Genomic DNA, 18,375 nt, shown 5'->3' on the forward strand with positions numbered 1-18,375 from the left:
ATGCGCGATTGCGGCGCAGAATGCGGGGCATGACCACAGCCCTTCGGATCTGCCCACTCTGCGAGGCGACCTGCGGCCTGACCCTGACCATCGACGGCGGTCGCGTCACCGGAGCCCGCGGCGACCGTGACGACGTGTTCAGCAAGGGCTTCATCTGCCCGAAAGGCGCCAGCTTCGCCGAACTCGACAACGACCCCGACCGGTTGACCCGCCCGCTGATCCGGCGGAACGGCGCGCTGACCGAGGCGACGTGGGAGGAGGCGTTCGCGGCCGTCGCCGAGCGCCTCGGCGCTGTGCTCGCCGAACACGGCGGCACGGCGGTCGGCGTGTACCTGGGCAATCCGAACGCCCACACGATCGCCGGCGGGCTGTACACGCCGCTGGTCGTGAAAGCGTTGGGCACCCGGCAGGTGTACTCGGCGAGCACGCTCGACCAGATGCCCAAACATGTCGCGTTGGGCTACATGTTCGGCAGTCCGGTCGCGTTCACGGTGCCCGACCTCGACCGCACCGACTACCTCGTCGTCATCGGCGCGAATCCCCTTGTGTCCAACGGTAGTCTGGCGACCGCTGCCGACTTCCCGGGCAAGCTGCGGGCCCTGCGAAAGCGCGGCGGGCGCCTCGTCGTCATCGACCCCGCCCGCACCCGCACCGCCGAATTCGCCGACCGCCACCTCGCCCCCCGGCCGGGCACCGACGCGGCGCTGCTTGCGAGCGTCGTCAACGTGCTGTTCGACGAAGACCTCGTCGACCTGAACGGGCTCGCCGGGCATGTCGACGGTGTCGACGAGGTGCGCGCGCTGACCGCTGATTTCACCCCGGACACGGTGGCCGCCCACTGCGAAGTGCCCGCCGACGACATCCGCACCCTGGCTCGTGAGATCGCTGCCGCGCCGTCGGCGGCCGTCTACGGTCGAATCGGCACGTCCACAGTGGAATTCGGCACGCTGGGCAGCTGGCTGGTCGACGTGGTCAACATCCTCACCGGCAACCTGGACCGCCCCGGCGGTGCGATGTTCCCGCTCTCGCCGATCGCGTCCGCGCCGCGCCCGCCGAAGCCGGGCCGCGGCTTTCGCACCGGCCGCTGGCACAGCCGCGTTTCGGGCTATCCCGAAGCGCTGTCGGAGCTTCCGGCCGCAGCGTTCGCCGAGGAGATCGACACTCCCGGCGACGGGCAGATCAAGGCCGTCATCACGATCGCGGGCAATCCGGTGCTCTCGGCGCCCGACGGGGACCGCCTCGACAAGGCGCTCGATGGCGTCGAGTTCATGCTCAGCATCGATCCGTATCTCAACGAGACCACTCGGCACGCCGACGTCATCCTGCCGCCGCCTCCGCCGTCGCGCAGCGCGCATTTCGACATCGCGCTCAACAGCCTCGCGGTGCGCAACAACGCCCGCTATTCACCGCCGGCCCTACCGCTGACCGGCCGGCCGGACGAAGCCGAGATACTGTCGCGCCTCGCCCTGATCCTGTACGGCCTCGGGCACGACGGGGATCCGATGCTGGTCGACGATCAGGTGATCGCCATGACGTTGGCCAAGGAGGTCGCCGACCCCCATTCGCCGGTCACCGGGCGCTCCGTCGACGAGCTGACCGCGATGCTGCCGCAGGCGCCGGGCTACGAACGGCGTCTCGACATGATGCTGCGGCTCGGCCCCTACGGGGACGCGTTCGGCGCCAAACCTGACGGCCTCACGCTCGCCAAGCTCAAGGCCGCGCCGCACGGCATCGACCTCGGGCCGCTGCGACCGCGGCTCGGTGAGGTGCTGCGGACGCCAAGTGGCCGAATCGAACTCGCGCCGCACCAGCTGACCGCCGATGTCGCGCGACTGCGGGATGCGCTTGGGCGGCGCCCCGACGGGTTCGTGCTGATCGGACGACGGCACCTGCGATCCAACAACAGCTGGATGCACAACCTGCCCGCGTTGTCGGGCGGGTCGAACCGGTGCACACTGCGCATCAATCCCGATGACGCGGCCGATCTCGGCCTGACCGACACGGCCGTCGTCAAAGGACCCGGCGGCGAACTACTGGCCCCGGTGGAGATCACACCCGAAATGCGCCGCGGGGTGGTGTCGCTGCCGCATGGATGGGGCCACGACCGCGGCGGCACCGGCCAACGCGTCGCCGCGGACGAGCCCGGCGTGAACGTCAACCAGCTCAATGACGGCACCCATTTGGATCCGCTGTCGGGCACCGCTGTGCTGAACGGCATACCGGTGGACATCGCGCCCGCGGGTTGACCTCGCTCGCGGTCAGGTCAGCTCGTAGACCACCGTCACGTTGAAGCCGACGGTCTGCTGGCCGGGCTCGACCGGCACCGCGGCCATCTCCGCCGCCGGACCGCGCGGGCCCGGATACGGTATCGGCGGCGTCGACGACGGCGCCTCCGAGATCGAGATGACCTTGCCCAGATCCAGCTCGGCCAGCAGCGCGTACTGTTCGGCCCGCATCTTGGCGTCGTTGAACGCCCGGGCGCGCGCCTCGCGGACGAGCTGCGAATCATCCTCGATGGCAAGGGTTACATCGTTGATCCGCGTCGCGTTGCCGCCCCTGCTCGCGATGATCCCGAACGCCTGCGACGCCATGTTCAGCTCGCGGATCTTGATGTCGATGGTGTTCGACGCCCGGTACCCGATGATGTTGTTGGAGTCACCGCCGGCGTACTGCGGCTGCACGCTCACCTGAGATGTGTTGATGTCCTTGCGGTCGATGCCCGCGTCGACCAACGCGTCGATGACGCCACGCTGCAGCTGGCTGGTCTGGTTCAAGGCACCGGCAGCGTCGGAGGCGACGACCTCCATCGCCGCGTTGATCGTCAGCGTGTCGGGCGTGCCGAGCACCTCGCCGGTGCCGACGACCGTGACCTGACGCGGCACGCTGTCGTCGTTGGTGAGGACCGGGCCGGCCTTCGCGTCACAACCCGAAAGGACGGCGATCAATCCCACCGCCGCGGCGGCGAGGACTCGGATGGGCGTCTTCGCCCGCGCAGCGATTGGCATGGCTGGCACCCTACCGTCAGGGCGTCACCATGATCTTGCAGTGCGTGTCGGGATGGGCGAGTTCGTCGAACGCGGCGTCGACCCCGTCGAGCCCGACCTCACCGGTGATCAGCGGCGAGACATCGATGTCGCCGTCGGCGATGGCGCGCAACGACTCCGCGAACTCGTTGTGGTCGTAGGCATTGACGAACTGCACGTTGATCTCCTTCGCGATGCCGAACAGCGGCAGCACGGTGTCGGGCTGCATGCACACTCCGGCCACCACCAAGCGGCTGCCCAACGGTGCGCGACGCATCACGTCGTTGATGATGCCGGGCACGCCGACGGCCTCGAAGATCACCGCGGGCTTCGCGGTGTCGAACGGCGACCCGTCCGCCGGGTCCAGCGTCACGTGCGCCCCCATCGTCGCAGCGAGGTCGCGGCGTGTCGCCGAAAAGTCGGCGGCCGCAATGTGTTCGACACCCTTGAGCCGCAACGCGGCGACGATCGCGATACCGATCGGACCGCAGCCGATGACCAGGGCGGCCTCCCCGGGTGCGATGGCGGACTTGTTGACCGCGTGCAGCCCGACGGCCGTCGGCTCGGTGAGCGCGGCGTGACGCGGGTCGACGCCGTCGGGCACGCGCAGCAGCAGTGGGGTCGACAGCAGCATCCGTTCGGCGTACCCGCCGAGCACCGTGTTGCTCGACAGGATCGGCTCGAAACCCTTCGGGGACAGCAACACCGGCAGCGAGGTCACGACCGTCCCGGGGGCCGGCGCGTCGGTGCGCGGGCCGGCCTCGAGGACCTCGGCGCTGAACTCGTGGCCCATGTACACGTCGTCGTCGACGTCGACGGGCAGCCCGCCTTGCAGTGGCATTCCCGTGATCTCTCGGGTGAGCCGGACCATCTGGTCACCGTGCTTCGCGAAATGCAGATCCGAGCCGCAGATCCCGCAGGCTTTGACCGCGACGAGGACCTGACCCTCGAGAGGAACCGGTTCGGGCACGTCGTCGCGGACCACCATCCGTCCGTCCCGCAGTACCGCAGCGCGCATTCACCACTCCAATCGGGCGAGGAAATCGAGCAGCACCGTGTTGACCGCGGCGGGGCGTTCCTGCGGCAACCAGTGCCCGGCGCCGTCGATCATCACTTCGCGATAGTCGCCGGTGACGATTTCGCGGGCGCGGTGCCGCGGCGTGTAGGCCAGGGTCGGGTCGTCGGCGCCGCTGAGGAACAGCGACGGAACCGCGATCGTGGCGGCGGGGGTGGCCGCGGTCAGTTCCCAGTTGCGATCGAAACAGCGGTACCAGTTCAGCGGTGCGGTGAAGCCGGTGCGGGTGAACTCGTCGACGTAGTAGTCGAATTCGTCCTGGCTGATCCAGTCGGGTAGGTCGCCGGGTTCCGGGATGCGGGCCAGGAATCCGTGCGGACCCGGTTCGACCATCCGCTGGTCGATGAGCCCGTCCTTGGATGCGGTGGCCGAGCCGAACAGCTTGCGCATGGTCATGGCGGGGTCGCGGTTCAACTCCGCGTCGGCGGGGCCGGGTTCCTGGTAGTAGAGGATGTAGAAGAACTTGTCGCCGAAGATGCGGCGAAACGCCTGCGTGGTCGGCACCCGCGAGCGCGGCACCGGCGGTGCGCAGATGCCGACCGCCCCGGCGAACCGGTCCGGGTGCAGCAGCGGCGCCGCCCACGCCACCGCGCCGCCGAAGTCGTGGCCGACGATGACGGCTCGCTCCGCGCCGGAGTCGTCCAGCAGGCCGACGACGTCGGCGCACAACTCGACGACGTTGTAGGCGTCGATGGCCTCGGGCCGCGACGACCCCCCGTAGCCGCGCTGATCCGGCGCCAGCACGTGGTAGCCGGCCTCGGCGAGCGCCGGCAGTTGGTGGCGCCAGGAGTAGGCCAGTTCGGGGAAGCCATGGGCCAGGACCACCAGCGGCGCGCCCCGCTCCCCCGCTTCGAGCACCCGCAGCCGGACGCCATTGGTATCGACAAACCGCTCGGTCGGTGTGAGCACGCTCATATCTTCGACGCCGAAGTGCCGTTGTGAACACAAAACGCGAGCGGACTCGCGAACAAGCGTTCGCTCGGCGGAGAACCGTCGGGAACCTCGGATCGTTGGTCTAGCGGTAGCCTGGACTATTCCAGCTGCGCACATTGGACAGAACTAACGGCCCTATGCGGCCGAACGACGACGGATAGTTGATGAACCGGAAAAATGTCATCCGCACGCTGACCGTGATCGCGGTCGTGTTGTTGCTGGGTTGGTCCTTCTATTACTTCAGCGACGACACCCGCGGCTACAAGCCGATCGAAACGTCGGTGGCGATCGCCCAGATCAACAGCGACAACGTCGAGTCGGCCCAGATCGACGACCGCGAACAACAGCTGCGGCTCGAGCTGAAGAACGAGGTCGAAAGCAGCGACAAGGTCATCACCAAGTACCCGACCGGCTACGGCGCGACGCTGTTCGAGGCGCTGCAGGACAAGAACGTCAAGACCAACACCGTGGTCAACCAGGGCAGCATGCTCGGCTCGCTGCTGATCTACCTGCTGCCGCTGTTGCTGCTGGTCGCGCTGTTCGTGATGTTCTCCCGGATGCAGTCCGGCGGCCGGATGGGCTTTGGCTTCGGCAAGTCCAAGGCCAAGATGCTCAACAAGGACATGCCCAAGACCACGTTCGCCGACGTGGCCGGTGTCGACGAGGCCGTGGAAGAGCTCTACGAGATCAAGGACTTCCTTCAGAATCCGTCGCGGTACCAGGCGCTGGGCGCCAAGATTCCGAAGGGCGTGCTGCTGTTCGGTCCGCCGGGCACCGGTAAGACGCTGCTGGCGCGCGCCGTCGCGGGCGAGGCCGGCGTGCCGTTCTTCACGATCTCCGGCTCCGACTTCGTCGAGATGTTCGTCGGCGTCGGCGCCTCGCGGGTGCGGGACCTGTTCGAGCAGGCCAAGCAGAACAGTCCGTGCATCATCTTCGTCGACGAGATCGACGCGGTCGGTCGCCAGCGCGGCGCCGGCCTGGGCGGCGGCCACGACGAACGCGAGCAGACGCTGAACCAGCTGCTCGTCGAGATGGATGGCTTCGGCGAGCGCCAGGGCGTCATCCTGATCGCCGCCACCAACCGGCCCGACATCCTCGACCCGGCGCTGCTGCGCCCCGGCCGCTTCGACCGCCAGATCCCCGTCTCCAACCCCGATCTGGCCGGGCGCCGCGCGGTGCTGCGGGTGCACTCGCAGGGCAAACCGATCGCCGACGACGCCGACCTGGACGGGTTGGCCAAGCGCACGGTCGGCATGTCCGGTGCCGACCTGGCCAACGTGATCAACGAGGCGGCGCTGCTGACCGCCCGCGAGAACGGCACCGTGATCACCGGTCCCGCGCTCGAAGAGGCCGTCGACCGCGTCGTCGGCGGGCCGCGGCGCAAGAGCCGCATCATCAGCGAGCACGAGAAGAAGATCACCGCCTACCACGAGGGCGGCCACACGCTGGCGGCGTGGGCGATGCCCGACATCGACCCGATCTACAAGGTGACGATCCTGGCCCGCGGCCGCACCGGCGGGCACGCGATGTCTGTGCCCGAGGATGACAAGGGCCTGATGACGCGCTCGGAGATGATCGCCCGGCTGGTGTTCGCGATGGGCGGACGAGCGGCCGAGGAACTGGTGTTCCGCGAGCCGACCACCGGCGCGGTCTCCGACATCGAGCAGGCCACCAAGATCGCCCGCGCGATGGTCACCGAGTACGGCATGAGCTCCAAGCTCGGCGCGGTGCGTTACGGCACCGAGCACGGTGATCCGTTCCTGGGCCGCACCATGGGCACCCAACCGGACTACAGCCACGAGGTCGCGCAGATCATCGACGACGAGATCCGCAAGCTCATCGAGGCCGCGCACACCGAGGCGTGGGAGATCCTCACCGAGTACCGCGACGTGCTCGACACCCTCGCCGGCGAACTGCTGGAGAAGGAGACGCTGCACCGGCGCGAGCTCGAAGCGATCTTCGGCGAGGTGAAGAAGCGTCCGCGGTTGACCATGTTCGACGACTTCGGCGGCCGCGTGCCGTCCGACAAGCCGCCGATCAAGACGCCCGGCGAGCTCGCCATCGAGCGCGGTGAGGAATGGCCGAAACCGGTGCCCGAGCCGGCGTTCAAGGCCGCGATCGCCGCGGCCACCAGGGCCGCCGAAGCCACCAGGGTGGCCGAGGGCGGCAAGAACGGAACCAACGGCAGCGGCAACGGGTCCTCCGGCAATGCGCCGACGCAGCCGGATTACGGCGCGCCCGCGGGCTGGCACGCCCCGGGTTGGCCGCCGCCGCAGCAGCAGCAGCAACAGCCGCCGGTCCAGCAGCCCCACGGCTACTGGTATCCGCCGCAGGCGGGTTGGCACCACCCCAACGCCGCCGGCGGTCCGCCCTATCCGCAATACCAGCCGTACCCGCAGCCCGGCCCGCCCGGCGCCCAACAGAACCCGCCCCAGCCGAACGAGGATCAGGGTCAGGACAACAGCCGGCGAAACGGCTGACAAGCAGGCAGGTCACAGGAGGCTCCATTGGCGCAGTCGAGGCACAACTCTGTCACCTTCAGCCCCGCGAAGTTCGATCAGCCGCGTGCGGAGGCAGCGGTGCGCGAGCTTCTGCTGGCCGTCGGGGAAGATCCCGACCGCCATGGGCTGGAGTCGACCCCGACGCGGGTGGCGCGGGCGTACAAGGAGCTGTTCGCCGGGCTCTACATCGACCCGGATTCCGTCCTGGACACCACCTTTGACGAGCAGCACGACGAGCTGGTGCTCGTCAAGCAGATCCCGATGTACTCGACCTGCGAACATCACCTGGTGTCATTTCATGGCGTCGCGCACGTGGGCTACATCCCGGGTAACGACGGCCGCGTCACCGGATTGTCAAAGATCGCCCGGCTGGTCGATCTCTACGCCAAACGACCGCAGGTGCAGGAACGGCTCACCGGGCAGATCGCCGACGCGATGATGCGCAAGCTGGATCCGCGCGGGGTGATCGTCGTGGTGGAGGCCGAACACCTGTGCATGGCGATGCGCGGCGTACGTAAGCCGGGCGCGGTGACGACCACGTCGGCGGTGCGCGGACAGTTCAAGGTCGATGCGGCATCGAGGGCCGAGGCGCTGGACCTGATCCTGCGCGGATGAGCCCGACCAAGGTGCGCGTCATGGGGGTCGTGAACGTCACCGACGACTCCTTCTCCGACGGAGGCTTGTTCCTCGACCGTGACCGCGCCGTAGAGCACGGCCTGGAGTTGGTCGCCCAGGGTGCCGCGATCGTCGATGTCGGCGGTGAGTCCACCCGTCCCGGCGCCGTGCGCATCGCCCCCGACGTCGAGAAGTCGCGGGTGGCGCCGGTCATCGCCGAACTCGCCGCACAAGGCGTCACCGTCAGCATCGACACCATGCACGCCGAAGTCGCGCGGACGGCGCTGGAGAATGGCGCGCAGATCGTCAACGACGTGTCCGGCGGCCGCGCCGACCCGGACATGGCGCCGCTGCTCGCCGATGCGAAAGTGCCCTGGGTGCTGATGCATTGGCGGTCGGTCGGCGCGGACCGGCCCCACGAGGTGCCCGTCTACCGGGACGTGGTCGAAGAGGTGCGCACCGAACTGCTCGCCAGCGTGGACGCCGCGGTGGCCGCCGGCGTCGACCCGGCCATGGTCGTCATCGACCCGGGTCTGGGTTTCGCCAAGACCGGCGAACACAATTGGGCGCTGCTGCGCGCGCTGCCAGAGTTCGTCGCCACCGGCATCCCGGTGCTGGTCGGCGCATCCCGCAAACGCTTCCTCGGCACGCTGCTGGCGGATGCCGACGGCCGCCCGCGGTCGCCAGACGGCCGCGAGACCGCGACCGCGGTGATCTCGGCGCTGGCCGGCCTGCACGGCGCCTGGGGCGTGCGGGTGCACGACGTGCGCGCCTCGGTGGACGCCATCAAGGTGTTGGAGGCCTGGACGGATGGCTGACCGAATCGAATTGCGGGGCTTGACGGTTCGTGGACATCACGGGGTCTTCGAACATGAGCGGCGTGACGGCCAGGACTTCGTCGTCGACATCACGGTCTGGCTCGACCTGGCTGCTGCAGCGGCCAGCGACGACCTGGCCGACACCCTGGACTACGGCGCGTTGGCGCAGCGGGCGGCCGACATCGTGGCCGGTCCGCCGCGCAACCTGATCGAGGCGGTGGCCGGCGACATCGCCGACGGCGTCATGACCGACGACCGCGTGCACGCCGTCGAGGTCGTCGTGCACAAACCGGCGGCGCCGATCCCGCTGACGTTCGCCGACGTCGCGGTGGTGGCCCGTCGATCACGCCGCGGCCGGGGCGGTGACCTTTGACGCGCGCAGTTCTCTCGATCGGGTCGAACCTCGGCGACCGGCTGGCCATGCTGCGCTCGGTCGTAAACGGGCTCGGCGAAGCGGTGTGCGCAGTGTCTCCGGTATACGAGACCGCTCCGTGGGGTGGTGTCGACCAGGGACCGTTCCTCAACGCGGTGGTGATCGCCGAGGATCCCGCGCTCGACGGCCGCGGATGGTTACGGCGCGCGCACGAGCTCGAGCAGACCGCCGACCGGGTGCGCGCGCAACGCTGGGGACCACGCACCCTCGACGTGGACATCGTCACCTGCCGCGCCGACGGCCGCGAGCTGATTTCGTGCGACGCGGATCTGACGCTGCCGCACCCGCGGGCCCATCAGCGCGCGTTCGTGCTCGTGCCCTGGCTGGCGATCGAACCGGACGCCGTATTGACCATCGCGGGCCGGCCGCGCCGCGTCGAGGAGCTGCTCGCCGCACTCGACGCGTCCGAACGCGACGGCGTTCGCCGTACCGACCTGGTGCTGCGCTGATGGGGCCGACCCGCTGGCGGGACCTCGTCGCGGCGACGGTGCTCACCGCCGTCGTGAGCTATTTGCTCGTGCTCGCGCTGTACCGGTGGTTTCCGCCGATCACGCTGTGGACGGGCATATCGCTGTTGGCGGTCGCGATCGCCGAAGCGGGCTGGGCCTTCCACGTCCGCGCCAAGATCAACGACGGCGAGATCGGTGTCGGGTCCGGCCGGTTGGACCCCCTCGCGGTGGCGAGGTCGGTGGTGATCGCCAAGGCCTCGGCGTGGGTCGGGGCGCTGGTGCTGGGCTGGTGGTCGGCCGTCCTCGCCTACGTCCTTCCGCGGCGCTCGACTTTGCGCGTCGCGGCCGACGACACCGCGGGCGCCGCAGTCGCAGCGGGCTGCGCGCTGGCGCTGGTCGTTGCTGCGCTGTGGTTGCAGCATTGCTGCAAGTCTCCGGGGGAGCCACCGGAGAAGCCCGACGGGGCAACGGAATAGCGGACTTCGGTGGGCGCGCGGTCGAATCGCCGTGAAGGTCGACACGCGGAGTGACCTGTGGCGGGTACAGTCGCCCCCATGACCGATCCGACCCGCAGCGCCCGGTCTCGGCGCGGCGGCCGCAGGCCGGGTTGGATGCTGTTGACCGCGTTGCTGGTGCTGGCGATCGCGGCCAGTTCCGCCTTGGTGTTCACCAACCGGGTGGAGCTGCTCAAGCTCGCCGTCATCCTCGCGTTGTGGGCTGCGGTGGTCGCGGCCTTCGTGTCGGTCATCTACCGACGGCAGAGCGATATCGACCAGGCCAAGGTCCGCGACCTCAAGCTGGTGTACGACCTGCAGTTGGACCGTGAGATCTCGGCGCGCCGCGAATACGAGCTGTCGCTGGAGTCGCAACTGCGCCGCGAACTCGCATCCGAAGTGCGGGCCCAGGCCGCCGACGAGGTGGCGGGCCTGCGGGCGGAGCTGGCTGCGCTGCGGGCCAACCTGGAAATCCTGTTCGACGCCGACCTGTCGCACCGGCCGGCGATCGAGACCGAACGCACGACCGTGCGCGCCTACAGCGACTGGGCGCGCGACCCGGAAACCACTGGGCGGGTGAGCTCCAGCCGCTTCGACCAGTACCGGCCGGACGTCGACGAGCGCACCGAGGAGAGCCCGATCATCGACGTGCCCGCCGAACCTCAGCCGGAGTTCGGTTGGGCGTCGTCGCCCGAAGCCGGTGGGGCGCACCGCAGATCGTTCGACGACGAGCGGGGGCACCGTCCGGTGGAGGAATCTTCCCCGTGGGTTACGCCACCACCACAGCCGTCGCCACCACCACAGCCGCCGCCCCCGCCGCCCCAGCCCGAGCCGGTCCCGCAACCGCCGCCGCGACCGGAACCCGTCGCGCCGGCTGCGCCGCCGCCCCCTCCGCCACAGCCGACACCGACACCGGAGCCGGAGCCCTCGCCGACACCGGAGCCGGAGCCGGTGGCCGAGTGGCAGCCCGCGCCCGCCGACGGCCTGTGGCTTCCGCCGGGAAGCCCGGGCAGCAATTGGGCGTCGTCGAGCGTCAACGGGGAGGCGAACGAATACGTCGGCAGACGGCGCGCCCCCGAACCCACGCAGGACTCGGCCGAGGGGACGGGCGTGCAGCCGGCCATGTCGACGCCGTCGCCCGGACCGCGGCGCGGCCGACATTCCGCCCCGCCGGATGCCGGAGATCCCGGCCGTCCCGCCGCGCCCACCCTGGCCGCCGCACCGGCGCAGCAACCGTCCGAGCCCCCTTCGGCGCGGGCCGCCGAACGGTCGCGACACCGCAGCGCTGACGACGCCGACACCGCCGGCCAGTCCGTCGCCGAGCTGCTGGCCCGGCTGCAGGCGAGCCAGACGCCGGGTGGGCGTCGGCGCCGCCGCGAGGAGTGAGCTAACCTCGTATCGACCGTCCGGTACCCGCATCGCAGGACCGGAACGACACACATTGACTCTCAGCGAGGTCGACTTCATGGTCTCCATGGGGACCCCACCTGGCGGATTCCGCCCGGCGCGGCTCACTGTCGGAATCATTTCCGCAGGTCGCGTCGGTTCCGCGCTGGGCGTAGCCCTCGAGCGCGCCGAGCATGTCGTGGTGGCGTGCAGCGCGATCTCGCGCGCGTCCCGCGACCGTGCGAACCGCAGGCTGCCCGATACGGCCGTGCTCCCGGTCGACGAGGTCGCAAGCCGCGCCGAACTGCTGCTGCTCGCGGTGCCCGACGCGGTGCTCGCCGACCTGGTGTCGGGTCTGGCCGCAACCGGGTCGGTACGGCCGGGCACGATCGTCGCGCACACCTCAGGCGCCAACGGAATCGGCGTGTTGGCGCCGCTGGCGGAGCAGGGCTGTATTCGGCTGGCGATCCATCCGGCGATGACGTTCACCGGGACCGACGAGGACATCGAACGGCTGCCTGACACCTGCTTCGGCGTGACCGCCGCCGACGAAGTCGGCTACGCGATCGCCCAGTCGCTGGTGCTCGAGATCGGCGGCGAGCCGTTCCGGGTCCGGGAGGACGCGCGCGCCCTGTATCACGCCGCGCTCGCGCATGGCGGCAACCACGTGGTGACGGTGCTGCTCGACGCGGTCGAAGCCCTACGGTCCGCGCTGCGGGGTCAGGAACTGCTCGGGCAGGAACTGGTCGGCGACGCGCCGGGCGGCATCGCGGAGCGGGTGATCGGTCCGCTGGCGCGGGCCTCGCTGGAGAACGCGCTCCACCGCGGGCAGTCGGCGCTGACCGGACCCGTCGCGCGCGGCGACGCGGCCGCAGTCGCGACACATCTGGAGGCGTTGACGGAGGTGAATCCCGAATTGGCTCAGGCATATCGGGCGAACTCGTTGCGCACCGCCCAGCGTGCGCACGCCCCCGACGAGGTATTCGCCGTGCTCGCAGCAGAACCCAGCGCCGGCCGAGGAACGGGCCGATGAGCGGAAGCAAACCTACGTTCACCGCGGGTGAGCTGAACGTCTACTCGAACCCGCGCGAGGTCTCGGCCGTCACGAGGGCGCTGCGCAGCACCGGCCGCCGGGTGATGCTGGTGCCGACGATGGGCGCGCTGCACGACGGGCATCTGATGCTGATCCGTGCCGCCAAGCGCGTTCAAGGCGCTGTCGTGGTGGTGTCAATCTTCGTCAACCCTCTGCAGTTCGGCGCGGGCGAAGACCTCGACGCCTATCCGCGAACACTCGACGACGACCTGGCCGCGCTGCGCTCCGAGGGTGTCGAGATCGCATTCACCCCGACCGTCGCCGACATGTACCCGAACGGCACTCGCACCTCCGTCCACCCCGGTCCGCTCGGTTCGGACCTCGAAGGGTCCACTCGGCCGGAGCATTTCGCGGGAGTGCTGACGGTCGTGCTCAAACTCCTCAACATTGTCCATCCCGACCGCGCGTTTTTCGGGGAGAAGGACTATCAGCAGTTGGCGCTCATCCAGCAGATGGTCGCCGACCTCAACGTCGACACGCAGATCGTCGGCGTGCCGATCGTGCGGGAGGCCGACGGCCTGGCGATGTCGTCGCGCAACCGCTACCTCAACGAAGAGGAGCGGGAACACGCCGGCGCGCTGTCCGCGGCGCTGCTGGCGGGGATGTACGCGGCGGGCGAAGGGGCCCCGGCCGCGTTGGACGCGGCGCGCGCGGTGCTCGACGAGGTGCCGGCCATCGAGGTCGATTACCTGCAGGTGCGCGACCCGATGCTGGGCCCTGCACCCGTCGTGGGGGCGGCCCGCATGCTGGTGGCCGGTCGGCTCGGCCGCACCAGGCTGCTGGACAACATCGCCATCGACATCGGGGTGCCGTCGGGATCGGGCCCGGACGTCGCGTTTGACGAACACGAACTCCCTTGGAGGAATTGATGTTACGAACAATGCTCAAATCGAAGATCCACCGTGCCACGGTCACGCAAGCCGACCTGCACTACGTCGGGTCGGTGACCATCGACGCGGACCTGATGGACGCCGCCGACCTGCTCGAGGGTGAGCAGGTGACGATCGTCGACATCGACAACGGCGCGCGGCTTGTGACGTACGCGATCACCGGGGAACGCGGCAGCGGGGTGATCGGGATCAACGGCGCGGCAGCGCATCTCGTGCATCCCGGTGACCTGGTGATCCTGATCGCTTACGGCACCATGGAGGACGCCGAGGCGCGCGCATATCAACCGCGGATCGTGTTCGTCGACGCCGACAACAAGCAGATCGACCTCGGTCACGATCCGGCGTTCGTACCGGCCGACGCGGCCGAGCTGATGTCGCCACGGTAGAGCCCGTGTTACTTGCGATCGACGTCCGCAACACCCACACCGTCGTTGGGCTGGTATCGGGCTCGGGAGAGCGCGCGAAAGTCGTTCAGCAGTGGCGGATCCGCACCGAATCCGAGGTGACCGCCGACGAACTCGCGCTGACCATCGACGGCCTCATCGGTGACGACTCCGAACAGCTGACCGGCGCCGCGGGCCTTTCGACCGTCCCGTCGGTGATGCACGAACTGCGCGAGATGCTGGGACAGTACTGGCCGTCTGTCCCGCACGTGCTGATCGAGCCGGGAGTACGCACCGGCATTCCGCTTCTGGTGGACAACCCGAAAGAGGTCGGCGCCGACCGCATCGTGAATTGCCTTGCCGCATACCACAAGTACGGCAGCGCAGCGATCGTGGTCGACTTCGGCTCGTCGATCTGCGTCGACGTCGTGTCGGCGAAAGGCGAATTCCTCGGCGGCGCAATAGCGCCGGGCGTCGAGGTGTCCTCCGATGCGGCAGCGGCCCGGTCGGCGGCACTGCGGCGCATCGAGCTGACCCGGCCGCGATCGGTCATCGGCAAGAACACCGTCGAATGCATGCAGGCCGGTGCGGTGTTCGGGTTCGCCGGGTTGGTCGACGGGCTGGTGCAACGCATCCGCGACGATGTCGACGGCTTCTCGGGCACCGACGTCGCCGTGGTCGCGACCGGACACACCGCGCCGCTGGTGCTGCCGGACATGCGGACCGTCCAGCATTACGACGAGCACCTCACCCTCGACGGGCTGCGGTTGGTGTTCGAGCGCAACCGCGACAACCAACGCGGCCGCCTCAAAAAGGGGATTTCGGTGTAGTTGGTCGCGCTCAGCGCGACCGGCGACACCGAAATCACTAAAAGAACGTGCGGATGAGGTCGACGACGCGGCCGGCCTCGTCGAGCATCGGGATCATCGGCCACTTGTCGAACACCGTGCAGGGATGCGAGATCCCGAACTCCACCCAGTCGCCGACGTCGACGGAGTCGCCGCCACCCGGTCGCAGGTACGCGTGCTGATCGTTGAGCTTCGTGACGCTGCTGTCGGGCAGCCGTCGCGGCACCGGCAGATCCTGGTCGAACGACACGTCGCGGCGGCCCATCGTCAACAGCGCCAGGTCGGGTTGCGGGCGCGACATCACCTGCGCCCAGACGCTGAGCGCGGGCCGCAGGGTCTCGCGCAGCGGCGACGTCCGCCCGTACAGGCCGTCGTCGTGAGCGAGGTAGCAGCCGCTGCGCAGGATCGCGCTCACCTGCAGCCCGGCGGGCCAGCCGGTGAGGGCCTCGGCCACCGCGTCGAAGTACGTGCTGCCACCGGCGGTGGCAATGACGACGTCGGTTTCGAAGAGCGGCGCCAGCCGCAGCACCGCGGCACGCACATCCGCCAGGTGCGACGCGACCGCGCCGCTCGCCTCCCGCCCGTGGCCGAGGGCAGCCTCGTAACCGGCCACCCCGACCAGCCGCAGCCGTGCCGAGGCGGCGACCGCGTGGGCCACCGCGTCGGCGGTGTCGCGGTCACGGCAGCCGGTGCGCCCACTCGGCATCCCGACCTCGACGCAAACGTCCACCGGGCGGACCGTGCCGGCGGCGGCCAACGCCGACGTCATCAATTCGACCCCACGGACCGAGTCCACCCAGCACGTCACGTTGAAGGCCGGATCGGCATCGAGCTGGTCGCCAAGCCAGCGCAACCCGGCCTCGTCGACGAGCTCGTTGGCCAGGATCACGTCTCGTACTCCGAACGCCCGGAACATCCGCACCTGGCTGATCGTGGCGGCGGTGACGGCGCAGGCGCCGGCCTCGAGCTGACGGGCCAGCAGCTGCGGCGCCATGTGAGTCTTGCCGTGCGGAGCCAGCTGCACTCCGTGCGCGGCACACCACCGCGCCATGGTCGAGATGTTGTGCGCCACCGCCTCGGCCTGCAGGACGCACACCGGACCCACGGCGCCATCGCCGAACAGATCGGGCCTGCGCTCACGGATTTCCGCCACCGTGCGGCCCCACCAGGCGGCGGGCAGGCCCTTGAACCGCCAGTCCAGCGGTTCGTCGGCCAGCGCCGCCACCGCCGCTGCGCTGATCGGGGCCGTCATGGGTTCATTTAAGCTGGCACGACGTGACCGAACCTGACTCGCCCCGCACCGCACCGGCAGCGGCAGCGGCATCCGAGCCCGACATTCCGGAGCAGTACCGGATCCGTCAGGCCAAGCGTGAGCGACTGCTCGCCGAGGGGCGGGACCCGTACCCGGTCGAGGTCGCGCGCACCCACACCCTGGCCGAGATCCGGGGCGCCTATCCCGACCTGGCCGCCGACACTGAGACCGGCCAGATCGTCGGTGTCGCCGGCCGCGTGATGTTCGCCCGTAACTCCGGCAAGTTGTGCTTTGCCACCCTGCAGGAGGGCGACGGCACCCAGCTGCAGGTGATGATCAGCTTCAACAAGGTCGGACAGGAATCGCTGGACGCGTGGAAAGCCGACGTCGACCTCGGCGACATCGTGTTCGTGCAGGGCGAAGTGATCAGTTCCCGGCGCGGCGAACTCTCCGTGCTCGCCGATTCCTGGCGAATTGTTTCGAAAGCCTTGCGGCCACTGCCGGTCGCGCACAAAGAGATGAGCGAAGAGTCGCGGGTGCGGCAGCGCTACGTCGATCTGATCGTGCGACCCGAGGCGCGTGCCATTGCCCGGCAGCGAGTGGCAGTGGTGCGGGCGCTGCGATCGGCGCTGGAACGGCGCGGCTTTCTCGAAGTCGAAACACCGATGCTGCAGACACTCGCCGGTGGCGCCGCGGCCCGGCCTTTCGTGACGCACTCCAACGCGCTGGATGCGGACCTCTACCTACGTATCGCCCCTGAACTGTTTCTCAAGCGGGCGTTGGTCGGCGGTTTCGAGCGCGTCTTCGAGCTGAATCGGGTGTTCCGAAACGAAGGCGCGGATTCCACACATTCACCGGAATTTGCGATGCTCGAGACATATCAGGCATACGGAACCTACGACGATTCCGCGGTGATGATCCGAGAGCTTATTCAAGAGGTTGCCGACGAAGCGATCGGAACGCGTGACGTGCCATTGCCTGATGGCACTGTCTACGATCTGGACGGCGAATGGCAATCCGTCGAAATGTATCCATCGCTATCCGAAGCGCTGGGCGAAGAGATCACTCCCGAAACGACGGCCGAGCGGTTATGGGAGATCGCGGATCGACTAGCTGTCGAGATTCCGCGTGATCGCGGTTACGGGCACGGGAAATTGGTTGAGGAGCTTTGGGAGCACGCCGTCGGCAACAGGCTGTGGGCGCCGACCTTCGTCCGTGACTTTCCCGTCGAGACGACCCCGCTGACACGGGAACATCGCAGCATTCCGGGCGTCACCGAGAAATGGGATCTCTACATCCGGCGCTTCGAGTTGGCCACCGGATATTCCGAGCTGGTCGACCCGGTAATCCAACGGGAAAGGTTCGAAGCCCAAGTCAGGGCGGCGGCAGCCGGAGACGACGAGGCAATGGCTCTCGACGAGGATTTTCTCGCCGCCATGGAGTATGCGATGCCGCCATCCACGGGCACCGGAATGGGCATCGACAGGTTGTTGATGGCATTGACGGGACTGTCGATTAGGGAGACAGTTTTGTTTCCGATTGTTCGGCGTCACGGGAACTGAACACCAGCTATTGTCGATTCTGTTGAATGGGGGACACACATATGGCACATTGGTGCCGGGGTTCGAGGACTTAACCGCGATCCAGTGATCGCGCAGAAGGGCGTGTGGGGAAATGGCGAAGAAAGTTACCGTTACGTTGGTCGATGATTTCGACGGCGAAGGTGCGGCTGACGAGACGGTTGAATTCGGCCTCGACGGGGTGAGCTACGAGATCGACCTTTCTTCGAAGAATGCCGCGAAGTTGCGAAATGACCTGAAGCAGTGGGTCGAGGCCGGCCGGCGGGTGGGCGGCCGTCGACGTGGACGTTCCGCTGGGTCGGGGCGCGGGCGCGCGGCCATCGACCGTGAGCAGAGCGCAGCCATCCGGGAGTGGGCGCGGCGCAATGGCCACAATGTCTCGACCCGCGGCCGCATTCCCGCCGACGTGATCGACGCCTTCCACGCGGCGACCTAGCCAGGCAGTTCCGGGGCTCTCGAGCCCGTTCGCTAGCCGCGAACCTGCTGCGGCCCGATCCGGAAACGAATCACCCCGCTGACGCGTTGCTAGTCGGTAGCGTCGGGTATTCGACCCGATACGCATTGATGCTTCGGCTGTCCGCGCAGAGCTGACCGGCGGGCGG

At 68.7% G+C, this 18,375-nt stretch carries 18 protein-coding genes; 14 read left to right on the forward strand and 4 right to left on the reverse strand.

Features of this window, described 5'->3' with window-relative positions; genetic code table 11:
- The first annotated feature begins 29 nt into the window (after positions 1-29).
- Positions 30-2,246 carry a molybdopterin-dependent oxidoreductase gene (locus G6N18_RS18520; protein WP_083004624.1) on the forward strand — a complete coding sequence of 739 codons (2,217 nt, stop codon included), beginning with the start codon at positions 30-32 and terminating at the stop codon, positions 2,244-2,246.
- A 12-nt stretch (positions 2,247-2,258) separates the two neighbouring features.
- Here G6N18_RS18520 and G6N18_RS18525 read toward each other — a convergent pair whose 3' ends face one another.
- The 3 genes from G6N18_RS18525 to G6N18_RS18535 are packed head-to-tail and all read right to left on the reverse strand — an operon-like array spanning position 2,259 to position 5,007.
- Positions 2,259-3,005: an SIMPL domain-containing protein gene (locus G6N18_RS18525; RefSeq protein WP_083004627.1), complete on the reverse strand. Its 747-nt coding sequence runs from the start codon at positions 3,003-3,005 to the stop codon at positions 2,259-2,261.
- Positions 3,006-3,021: 16 nt separating this feature from the next.
- Positions 3,022-4,041 (reverse strand): zinc-binding dehydrogenase, encoded by a 1,020-nt coding sequence (locus tag G6N18_RS18530; protein ID WP_083004631.1) that lies wholly within the window; start codon positions 4,039-4,041, stop codon positions 3,022-3,024.
- The gene (locus G6N18_RS18535; RefSeq protein WP_179962322.1) at positions 4,042-5,007 is read right to left on the reverse strand and encodes an alpha/beta fold hydrolase; all 966 of its coding nucleotides are present in this window, start codon (positions 5,005-5,007) and stop codon (positions 4,042-4,044) included.
- A gap of 188 nt (positions 5,008-5,195) precedes the next feature.
- Between G6N18_RS18535 and ftsH the strand changes: the two genes are divergently transcribed.
- From ftsH to G6N18_RS18590, 11 genes are all read left to right on the forward strand, one after another.
- Positions 5,196-7,511: an ATP-dependent zinc metalloprotease FtsH gene (gene ftsH / locus G6N18_RS18540; RefSeq protein WP_083004638.1), complete on the forward strand. Its 2,316-nt coding sequence runs from the start codon at positions 5,196-5,198 to the stop codon at positions 7,509-7,511.
- Between the two features lie 27 nt (positions 7,512-7,538).
- Positions 7,539-8,147: a GTP cyclohydrolase I FolE gene (gene folE / locus G6N18_RS18545; RefSeq protein ID WP_067222196.1), complete on the forward strand. Its 609-nt coding sequence runs from the start codon at positions 7,539-7,541 to the stop codon at positions 8,145-8,147.
- Positions 8,144-8,965, forward strand: coding sequence for a dihydropteroate synthase (folP, locus tag G6N18_RS18550; protein ID WP_109749513.1), 822 nt, complete (start codon positions 8,144-8,146; stop codon positions 8,963-8,965). The genes folE and folP overlap by 4 nt, the downstream gene beginning before the upstream one ends.
- Complete coding sequence (folB, locus tag G6N18_RS18555) at positions 8,958-9,338, forward strand: dihydroneopterin aldolase (protein ID WP_067222201.1); 381 nt, start codon at positions 8,958-8,960, stop codon at positions 9,336-9,338. Before folP ends, folB begins: the two co-directional genes overlap by 8 nt.
- On the forward strand, positions 9,335-9,847 hold the full coding sequence (folK, locus tag G6N18_RS18560) for a 2-amino-4-hydroxy-6-hydroxymethyldihydropteridine diphosphokinase (protein ID WP_083004642.1): 513 nt from the start codon (positions 9,335-9,337) through the stop codon (positions 9,845-9,847). Before folB ends, folK begins: the two co-directional genes overlap by 4 nt.
- Positions 9,847-10,323, forward strand: a complete 477-nt coding sequence (locus G6N18_RS18565; RefSeq protein ID WP_083004645.1) for a DUF3180 domain-containing protein — start codon at positions 9,847-9,849, stop codon at positions 10,321-10,323. Before folK ends, G6N18_RS18565 begins: the two co-directional genes overlap by 1 nt.
- 78 nt (positions 10,324-10,401) lie before the next feature.
- On the forward strand, positions 10,402-11,727 hold the full coding sequence (locus G6N18_RS18570) for a DUF6779 domain-containing protein (RefSeq protein WP_083004648.1): 1,326 nt from the start codon (positions 10,402-10,404) through the stop codon (positions 11,725-11,727).
- 79 nt (positions 11,728-11,806) lie between these two features.
- A complete protein-coding gene (locus tag G6N18_RS18575; RefSeq protein ID WP_407663584.1) occupies positions 11,807-12,760 on the forward strand; it encodes a Rossmann-like and DUF2520 domain-containing protein in 954 nt (317 codons plus the stop codon).
- Positions 12,757-13,689: a pantoate--beta-alanine ligase gene (gene panC, locus G6N18_RS18580; RefSeq protein ID WP_083004652.1), complete on the forward strand. Its 933-nt coding sequence runs from the start codon at positions 12,757-12,759 to the stop codon at positions 13,687-13,689. Before G6N18_RS18575 ends, panC begins: the two co-directional genes overlap by 4 nt.
- Positions 13,689-14,096: an aspartate 1-decarboxylase gene (gene panD, locus G6N18_RS18585; protein WP_059101682.1), complete on the forward strand. Its 408-nt coding sequence runs from the start codon at positions 13,689-13,691 to the stop codon at positions 14,094-14,096. The genes panC and panD overlap by 1 nt, the downstream gene beginning before the upstream one ends.
- Positions 14,097-14,101: 5 nt before the next feature.
- Complete coding sequence (locus tag G6N18_RS18590; RefSeq protein WP_067222213.1) at positions 14,102-14,923, forward strand: type III pantothenate kinase; 822 nt, start codon at positions 14,102-14,104, stop codon at positions 14,921-14,923.
- A gap of 37 nt (positions 14,924-14,960) precedes the next feature.
- Here G6N18_RS18590 and G6N18_RS18595 read toward each other — a convergent pair whose 3' ends face one another.
- Positions 14,961-16,193, reverse strand: a complete 1,233-nt coding sequence (locus G6N18_RS18595; RefSeq protein ID WP_083004654.1) for an alanine racemase — start codon at positions 16,191-16,193, stop codon at positions 14,961-14,963.
- 23 nt (positions 16,194-16,216) lie between these two features.
- Here G6N18_RS18595 and lysS point away from each other — a divergent pair, with 23 nt between their 5' ends.
- Positions 16,217-17,755 carry a lysine--tRNA ligase gene (gene lysS, locus G6N18_RS18600; protein ID WP_083004657.1) on the forward strand — a complete coding sequence of 513 codons (1,539 nt, stop codon included), beginning with the start codon at positions 16,217-16,219 and terminating at the stop codon, positions 17,753-17,755.
- Positions 17,756-17,867: 112 nt separating this feature from the next.
- A complete protein-coding gene (gene lsr2 / locus G6N18_RS18605; protein WP_059101678.1) occupies positions 17,868-18,209 on the forward strand; it encodes a histone-like nucleoid-structuring protein Lsr2 in 342 nt (113 codons plus the stop codon).
- Positions 18,210-18,375: the final 166 nt, after the last annotated feature.

The organism is Mycolicibacterium celeriflavum (assembly GCF_010731795.1).
GTDB lineage: Bacteria > Actinomycetota > Actinomycetes > Mycobacteriales > Mycobacteriaceae > Mycobacterium > Mycobacterium celeriflavum.